We start from the raw sequence: 6,932 nt of genomic DNA on the forward strand, positions 1-6,932 counted from the left end.
ACATAATATGTGTAATAAATATTTCACAGAAAGAAGGAGAAAAATATGCATTGGTTATGGGTATTAATCGTAGGAGCTATTATTGGCTTGATTGCCGGAGCAATTACAAATAAAGGTGGATCAATGGGATGGATCGCTAACATCGTTGCAGGTTTAGTTGGTTCAGCAATTGGACAAGCATTGTTAGGTAGCTGGGGTCCTCAATTAGCAGGAATGGCTTTAATTCCTTCTATCATTGGTGCGATCATCGTAGTTGCTGTAGTATCATTTTTCTTGGGACGTTCAAGAGCTTAATAAGAGTATATCAGCAATTTTACTTATTATCTTAAGGAGCAGCAGAGAGCTGCTCCTTTTTTGGTGCAGACGGATTTGCTTACATCCTTCATTTCCTTAGTCGCGAGCATTACCTTTGTCAGATCAAAAAATACTCGTTACACTTAATATAGAAGGACGAAAGAAAGGATGAGCTCAATGAAAAAAATGTACGAAACAGCAATGATCAATCGTGGAGGCCGTGATGGCGAGGTTGAGGCACCAAACGGAAGTATGCACATGAAGATCGACCGCCCAGGAATCCATAGTGAAGGAACAAATCCGGAACAACTGTTTGCTGCTGGATATGCATCTTGTTTCAACGGCGCGGTACAACATATGTTGGAAGAAAATAATCTTGAGTCGGATTCTGAAGTCAAAGCCCGGGTATCTTTATTTCAGTTAGAAGATGGCGGCTACCAAATCGGGGTTGTGTTAGAAGTTTCTTTGCCAGGCCTTGAAAAAGACCAAGCTGAGAAAATTGCAGAAGAAGCCCATGCTTTTTGTCCTTATTCTAAAGCGACAAGAGGCAATATCGACGTAGAAGTGACTATAGTCGAATAGGCAGTTACTATCAATGGGATTATAAAAGATCCTCTGAAAAATACGCCGTAAAAGAATCAGATAGTTATTGTAATTTACAGTGGCATATTTACGATTGATTGAATAGAACAGGGAGGCAAAAAAATGACACAGTGGGTAGCAATAATGGTTTTGGTGTTGCTGGTCATTGGCCTCCTTGTTTGCTATGTTCTAACGTTTAAGCATTGGAAGCGGCAACGAATACATCAGGATATTGAAAAAAAGCTAAAACGGTATCCGACGGTTCAAGCAGCCTGGGAAAAGGCGGAGATGAAGCAATATAACATTCCGGGATTAGCAGAGACAAAAATGATAGTGCCAGAAGATGGCGAGACTACTCTTTGTCAGTGGATGACCCCTCAAGGGTTGGCTTTCTCTCAAGAGTTGGTCTTTATTTCGGTCTATTGTTACGATCATCAGCATCATTCGGTCATTCATGTATTGGATAGAGAAACAGGACAACCGGTCAAACTGTTGATTTTGCCTAAACGACCTCATGTAGGGGGCTTAGTATATGATCCGGAGAGAGAACTGCTCTGGTTGACTATTACAGGTGCCGGCACTGGACGGATTGCTGCTTTGCGTTTGATCGATATCTTAGCAGATTCATCTGAATCGACTGGACAGCCAATCAACTATTGGCTAACGGTGGATCTGTCAGAAATTTCGCAAGCATCTTATTTGACCCAAGTAGATGATCAATTGGTATCAGGTACCTTCACATTAAAAGGTGAGGGGCAGCTGGCGTTCTTTTCGTTGCCGACGATGGAAGCCATGAAAACAGCAATTCGCCGCAAAGACAACATCCAAACAATCGTGACAGCGAGTCATAAAACGCCTAATAAGATTCAAGGAATAGCATCTTATGGTCAATATCTGTTGGCTAGTCGTTCTTTTGGCCCGTATACTTCTGAATTAGTAGTGCTTGATCGACAATCCCCCCAACGGATTTTACAACGCATCAAGTTTCCGCCATATTTGGAACAAATCGTTGTCGTGGGGAATCAGTTAGCCGTATTGTTTGAAAGTGGTGCTGCAGTGTACCGTGAAAAAGCGCACCCTGTATTGCCGCATGTATTATTGCTAGACTTAGAGACATTGCTTCATAAGAAAAGACGAAAAAATAGTCGAACAGCTTAGGATGATCATTGCTTTGAAAAAGGCAATGATCATTCCTAAATGTTCGACTATTATGTGATTACTTAGAGATCGTCTGTTGAATTTCAGCAACTATTAGTCAATGATTGATCGTTGGATATCTAAAACAGTTCCGGTTTTTGCATCTGCTAAAAATTCATAAGTGATCAGTTGACCATCTTCTGTCCGAGTGATGCCGCCAGTGTAGCCTTGAGAGGTGACTGCAAATTTACGAAGGGGTTGCTTTTCAAAGTTGATCCACGAACCTTCGATCGGGCCTTCTTTCAAAAATGCTGCTTTGATTTGATCGAGGACGTCATCTGCATTCAGTAATTGTTTGTTCTTCATCCATAATGTGGAGAAGATCCCGCCTGCGAAACCGACACCTACGCCGATGGCTAGGCCGTTTTTAAAATAATTGAATGGACGTTCATTGATCATAAATGTTGTGCCTCCTTGAAGACTTCTCGCATCCTGTTAAGGAAGATACGAAAATCCTTTTGTCTGTTTAGATTATTTTACCATAGTTTAGAATTTTTCTATAAGAAAAGAACCAGATTGCTTAATTTGCGTTATAATAAAGACAGATTTGTAAGAGGAGGGAAGGCTTGTTTCGATTCAAGCCGAAAAAGTATGGAAGAAAAAACGTTTCAACGAATCAAAGAGTTAACAGAATTACAAGGGACAAGTGGGTTTGAACAAGATGTTCGTGCCTATATGCGTAAAGCAATGACTCCATTAGTGGATGAAATCCAACAAGACGGATTAGGCGGTATCTTTGGATTGCGCCATCATTCAGATGCAGATGCACCTCGTGTGATGCTAGCTGCTCATATGGATGAAGTAGGTTTCATGTTGACACAAATTACCGATCGCGGGTTATTTAAAGTGACACCTCTTGGTGGTTGGAACCCCTATGTCGTTTCAGCACAACGCTTTACCTTAAAAACAGCGAAAGGCGACTATCCATGTGTTTCTTCATCCGTACCACCACATTTATTACGCGGAACAGCTGGTCAAAAAGCTGTCGAAGTAACGGATATTCTGTTTGACGCTGGTTTTGATTCAAAAGAAGAAGCGGAAAGCTTTGGCGTGCGGCCAGGAGATACCATCGTTCCTCAAGTAGAAACGATCAAGACTGCGAATGGCAAAAACATTATTTCAAAAGCATGGGATAATCGCTATGGCTGTACGGTTGTATTAGAAGCATTGGAAGCATTGAAAGAAGAACAACTGGGTCATACTTTGATCGCTGGTGCCAATGTGCAGGAAGAAGTTGGCTTACGCGGTTCAAAACCTTCTGTGACGAAATTCCAACCAGACCTATTTTTCGCTGTGGACTGTTCACCTGCAGATGATACAGTAACGAAAAATGGTACGTTTGGCCATCTAGGAGAAGGAACGTTACTACGTATCTACGATCCAGGGATGATCACATTGCCACGGATGAAAGAATACTTGTTAGATACAGCTGAAACAAACAATATTCCTTACCAATACTTTGTTTCTAAAGGCGGTACAGATGCTGGTGCGGCACACATGGCCAATGAAGGAATCCCAAGTTCTGTGATTGGGGTACCGGGACGTTATATCCATACCCACCAAACACTATTTAGCATTGCTGACTTTGAAGCTGCAAGAGAAATGGTGATCCAAGTCTTGAAAGGGTTGGATAAATCAACCGTTGCTACGATCGTAGCAGGAAAATAACTATCAGAGCTGTGATACAACTCGAAGCCAAATCGGACCTGTTTTGAGCGACTTGATTATTGTGGATGTTTACGATAATGGGGAGATCAAATGGCAGGACTGCTTTTTATGATTGGTGATGGAGTTTTCACAGCTCTTTTACTTGTAAGTTGGTTCCCTGTTTTAAAAGGTGTATAATTTAGGTAGAGAAAAGAAAGTGGTGAGCGTGTGATTGTTCCAAAAAATTTAGAAGAACTTGCAACATATGTCGAAAAAGGGAAGAACGTCTTTTTCTTTACAGCAGATTGGTGTGGGGATTGCCGATATATCAAACCACAACTACCTGAGATTGAAGCTGATTTCCCTGAATGGCAATTTATTGAAGTTGATCGTGACGCCTATCTGGATGTGGCGGTTGAATGGAATATCTTTGGCATTCCAAGCCTTGTAGTGATCGAAGATGGCAAAGAACTAGGCCGCTTAGTCAATAAGGACCGAAAAACCAAAGCAGAAATTGAGGCTTTCTTAACGAGCCTAAAATAAATTTTGAGGTGAAAAGTATGAGTGGGCAAAGATATCAGAATATTTTAGTCGGTGTCGATGGTTCCGACCAAGCCAATGAAGCGTTTAAAAAAGCGGTCGAAGTTGCACGACGAAATCAAGGAAAAGTTTATGTTGCCAATATCATTGATCAGCAAATTCCTACAATGATGGGGTATGCGCCATTAGATACCACAATTATTGAACAGGAAAAAGATAACGCCAAAGAATTGATCGAATTCTGCAAGCAATATAGTAAATCCGTCGATTTTGACGTTGTTGAAGGCATCATCGCTTATGGTTCTGCAAAAGAAGCGATGGCCAAACAATTACCGGAAAAATACGGGATCGATTTGATCATGGTGGGACAATCTGGATTAAATGCCGTGGAACGGTTTATTACCGGAAGCGTAGCCAGCTACATCATTCGTGAAGCAAAATGTGATGTTCTTGTTATTTCTCCAAGTGAAGAATAAGCAACACACCAAGCTGTGACAGAAGAAGGTGGGACAGTGAAAAAGGCAAGTAATTGCTTGTTTTCGCAAAAGGTTGCCCATCGTTCAGACTTCTGTTGCAGCTTTTTTGTTTCATCGAAAGTAAATTAAGAAAATTCCCATGACGAACGGACAAAAATTTGTTAAGATTATGGGCGGAATAAGTAGGAGGAGGAAGATAAGTGATTTTTGCATACAATAAAGCATTTGTGGGCGATACATTGATCGTGATCACAGCCGATGACAAAGGGCTGGAACAAACCGTTGAACGGAAAGGAAATGTCGCACAAATTAAAAATGAAGAAGGAACGATCGTAGGATGGAACTTCTTTCATATTTCCGATACAGTTGCCATTGAAGGCAATGGTCAAGTATTCGTAACAGAACAACAAGTTGCAACATTGAACCAATTGATTACAGAAGCCGGTTTTTCAGAGCAATTGGCAGTGGACTTAGAGCCAAAAATCGTGGTTGGGTACGTCAAAACCTGCGAACCACATCCGGATAGCGACCATTTATCTGTGACAGAAACAGAAGTCGGTGAAGGGGAAGTCCTGCAAATCGTTTGTGGCGCTGCCAATATTCGCAAAGGATTAAAAGTAGTTGTCGCAAAACCAGGAGCGATGATGCCAGACGGATTATTGATTTGGCCAGGAACGCTTCGCGGTGTTGATAGCTATGGCATGATCTGCTCTGCTCGCGAATTGCAAATAGCTAATGCACCAATGAAAAAAGGCATTCTTGAGTTGCCTCAAGACGCGGTTGTCGGCGAAGCTTTTCCAGTCGGTAAATAATAAAAAAGAACTGCCACTTCCTGTTTGTGTGGCAGTTCTTTTTTTGAATGTTAGTTGCTGCTGTCTGTCGATTGGTCGTTGATAGAAGTATCTACTGAAAGGACGACTTTAGCTGTTTTTTCTTCCTTGCCGCGATAGAAAGTTATTGTGATCGTATCACCGACTTTGTGCTTGTACAATGCGGATTGTAAATCTGTCGTGGTGCTGATTTCAGTGTCATCAACTTTTGTGATGACATCGTATTGTTTCAATCCTGCTTGTTCAGCTGGTGTGGCGTTGTTTACGGAGTAGACAACGACTCCATCAGTGACAGAAGATGGTACTTTCAAGATTTGTTCTTGTTGTTGCGAAGTGATTGAACTTAAATTGATTGTTCGAATACCCAATGCTGGACGAACAACTTTGCCGTCTTTTTCCAATTGATTGATGATGTCGACCACATCGTTACTTGGGATGGCAAAGCCCATTCCTTCTACGCTGACACTTGATGTTGATTCAGAAGTGCTGGCGATCTTGCTAGAGTTGATTCCGATCACTTGACCTTCAACGTTGATCAGTGGACCACCAGAGTTTCCTGGGTTGATCGCTGCATCTGTTTGAATCGCATTGATGCTGACTGCTTCACCAGATTCGTTTTGGTTCGTTACTTGACGGTTCAGAGAAGAGACAATCCCTTGGGTTACTGAGTTTGCAAAGCTAGAACCTAATGGGGAACCAATCGCAATCGCTGGTTCGCCAACTTTTAATGAATCAGAATCGCCGAAAGAAGCAACCGTGTCTACTTTATCAGAAGAGATACGTAAAACAGCAAGGTCAGTGTAAGCATCTGTTCCGACTAATTCAGCTTTGACTTTTGTACCATCAGAAAGAACGACTTCCAACCCATCTTGTCCTTCTACTACGTGGTTATTCGTAACGATATAGGCTTTGTCACCATCTACTTTATAGATCACACCGCTTCCTTCAGAAGAAGCTTCTAGTGAACTGTCGTCGCTGGAGCTTTCACCACCGGCTCCTTGACCACCTTGCTGACCTGAGCCAAATAACCCTTCAAGGCCATTCGTGTTACTTTGTTGCAAGTTGATGATCGAAACAACTGCTCCTTGCACTTTTTCTACTGCTTTTGTTACATCGCTGTTAACATTATATTTTACATCTGATACTTTGGTTTGACCGCTACTATCCTGGATACCGCTAGTGGTCGTATTGCCTGCTGAAGTAAGAGATGAGCCCATCGCCAGATAAAGTCCGCCGAAGGTCAGCAATCCACCGACTACTCCGCCAAGAATGCCAATACCTAATTTTTTTAATAAACCAGAAGAAGGTTTTCTTCCTGGTGTCACATTTTTTCGTACCATTTTATTTTCCTCCTAGTGAATTATAT

General features: G+C 41.8%; 9 protein-coding genes. 7 read left to right on the plus strand and 2 right to left on the minus strand.

Features of this window, described 5'->3' with window-relative positions:
* Window positions 1-45 precede the first annotated feature (45 nt).
* From Q0A12_RS01210 to Q0A12_RS01220, 3 genes are all read left to right on the plus strand, one after another.
* Window positions 46-294: a GlsB/YeaQ/YmgE family stress response membrane protein gene (locus Q0A12_RS01210; protein WP_291290900.1), complete on the plus strand. Its 249-nt coding sequence runs from the start codon at window positions 46-48 to the stop codon at window positions 292-294.
* Window positions 295-471: 177 nt separating this feature from the next.
* The gene (locus tag Q0A12_RS01215) at window positions 472-876 is read left to right on the plus strand and encodes an organic hydroperoxide resistance protein (protein WP_002292291.1); all 405 of its coding nucleotides are present in this window, start codon (window positions 472-474) and stop codon (window positions 874-876) included.
* Between the two features lie 123 nt (window positions 877-999).
* Complete coding sequence (locus Q0A12_RS01220; RefSeq protein ID WP_291290901.1) at window positions 1,000-2,034, plus strand: hypothetical protein; 1,035 nt, start codon at window positions 1,000-1,002, stop codon at window positions 2,032-2,034.
* Window positions 2,035-2,127: 93 nt separating this feature from the next.
* Here the strand turns inward: Q0A12_RS01220 and Q0A12_RS01225 are convergent, their stop codons facing one another.
* Entirely contained in the window at window positions 2,128-2,472 is a 345-nt protein-coding gene (locus Q0A12_RS01225; protein ID WP_291290902.1) for a PepSY domain-containing protein, read from the minus strand.
* Window positions 2,473-2,664: 192 nt separating this feature from the next.
* On the opposite strand from Q0A12_RS01225, the gene pepA reads away from it, so the two are divergent.
* From pepA to ytpR, 4 genes are all read left to right on the plus strand, one after another.
* Window positions 2,665-3,741 (plus strand): glutamyl aminopeptidase, encoded by a 1,077-nt coding sequence (pepA, locus tag Q0A12_RS01230; protein WP_291290903.1) that lies wholly within the window; start codon window positions 2,665-2,667, stop codon window positions 3,739-3,741.
* A gap of 207 nt (window positions 3,742-3,948) precedes the next feature.
* Window positions 3,949-4,263, plus strand: coding sequence for a thioredoxin family protein (locus Q0A12_RS01235; RefSeq protein ID WP_291290904.1), 315 nt, complete (start codon window positions 3,949-3,951; stop codon window positions 4,261-4,263).
* 17 nt (window positions 4,264-4,280) lie between these two features.
* Complete coding sequence (locus Q0A12_RS01240; RefSeq protein ID WP_291290905.1) at window positions 4,281-4,736, plus strand: universal stress protein; 456 nt, start codon at window positions 4,281-4,283, stop codon at window positions 4,734-4,736.
* Between the two features lie 200 nt (window positions 4,737-4,936).
* A complete protein-coding gene (ytpR, locus tag Q0A12_RS01245; protein ID WP_291290906.1) occupies window positions 4,937-5,548 on the plus strand; it encodes a YtpR family tRNA-binding protein in 612 nt (203 codons plus the stop codon).
* A gap of 50 nt (window positions 5,549-5,598) precedes the next feature.
* On the opposite strand, the gene Q0A12_RS01250 is transcribed toward ytpR, so the two are convergent.
* The gene (locus Q0A12_RS01250) at window positions 5,599-6,906 is read right to left on the minus strand and encodes a trypsin-like peptidase domain-containing protein (RefSeq protein WP_291290907.1); all 1,308 of its coding nucleotides are present in this window, start codon (window positions 6,904-6,906) and stop codon (window positions 5,599-5,601) included.
* Between the last annotated feature and the right edge of the window lie 26 nt (window positions 6,907-6,932).

Origin of the sequence: Enterococcus sp., assembly GCF_022711995.1 — a bacterium.
Classification (GTDB): domain Bacteria; phylum Bacillota; class Bacilli; order Lactobacillales; family Enterococcaceae; genus Enterococcus_D.

Excerpts from the sequence above, each read along its gene's own strand:
- Q0A12_RS01210 (WP_291290900.1), top strand. The coding sequence starts at position 46 with ATGCATTGGTTATGGGTATTAATCGTAGGAGCTATTATTGGCTTGATT.
- Q0A12_RS01215 (WP_002292291.1), top strand. The coding sequence starts at position 472 with ATGAAAAAAATGTACGAAACAGCAATGATCAATCGTGGAGGCCGTGAT.
- Q0A12_RS01220 (WP_291290901.1), top strand. The coding sequence starts at position 1,000 with ATGACACAGTGGGTAGCAATAATGGTTTTGGTGTTGCTGGTCATTGGC.
- Q0A12_RS01225 (WP_291290902.1), bottom strand. The coding sequence starts at position 2,472 with ATGATCAATGAACGTCCATTCAATTATTTTAAAAACGGCCTAGCCATC.
- pepA (WP_291290903.1), top strand. The coding sequence starts at position 2,665 with ATGGAAGAAAAAACGTTTCAACGAATCAAAGAGTTAACAGAATTACAA.
- Q0A12_RS01240 (WP_291290905.1), top strand. The coding sequence starts at position 4,281 with ATGAGTGGGCAAAGATATCAGAATATTTTAGTCGGTGTCGATGGTTCC.
- Q0A12_RS01250 (WP_291290907.1), bottom strand. The coding sequence starts at position 6,906 with ATGGTACGAAAAAATGTGACACCAGGAAGAAAACCTTCTTCTGGTTTA.